The sequence below is a fragment of the Streptomyces sp. AC627_RSS907 genome (assembly GCF_019049165.1).
This window is the reverse complement of sequence record NZ_JAGMUE010001044.1, coordinates 1-542: the sequence shown is the minus strand read 5'-3', so window position 1 is coordinate 542 and position 542 is coordinate 1. Positions and strand designations below refer to the sequence as shown.

Annotated in this window: 1 protein-coding gene and 1 pseudogene; both read left to right on the top strand. The window is 75.1% G+C overall.

Going from position 1 to position 542, the window contains the following annotated elements:
* Positions 1-202, top strand: a 202-nt coding sequence (locus KUM32_RS40165; RefSeq protein ID WP_254406764.1) for a DUF6271 family protein, incomplete at its 5' end; no start/stop codon positions are given.
* An 18-nt stretch (positions 203-220) separates the two neighbouring features.
* A pseudogene (locus KUM32_RS40160) lies at positions 221-542 on the top strand (type III PLP-dependent enzyme); the annotation flags it as partial.

The following is a 542-nucleotide window of genomic DNA, read 5'->3' as shown; positions in this document are numbered from 1 at the left end:
GGAACGGCTCGACGTCCTGGAGCGCTCCTACCGCGGGCTCGGCGGCCGGTACGCCACCTTCGCGCAGTCCCTCGCGCCGCGCCGCCAGCAGTTGCTGGACGAGGCCCGCCACGACATGGAGGACTTCGCGCGGCTCATCGACGCGTGGCGACCCCTGGTGCGGGCGAGCCAGGCCACGCCCGTCCACCCGCTCGACCGGTAGACCCCCGGGGCCATCCACATGTACGTCAACGTCACCGCACCCCTGCGCGCCGCCCTCGCGGCGGCGACCGAGGACCAGATCATCTACGACCTGGCCGGCGTGGCCCGCCGCCACGCGACCCTGCTGCGCGAACTGCCCGGCGTCCGCGTCCGCTTCGCCATGAAGGCGTGCCCCGTGGACGAGGTGCTCACCCGCCTCGCCGGGCAGGGCGCCGGCTTCGACGCGGCCAGCCCCGCCGAGATCGCGCAGGCCCTGCGCGCCGGCGCGCCGCTGGACGCCATCCACTTCGGCAACACCATCAAGTCCGACCGGCACATCGCCGAGGCCCACCGGCTGGGCG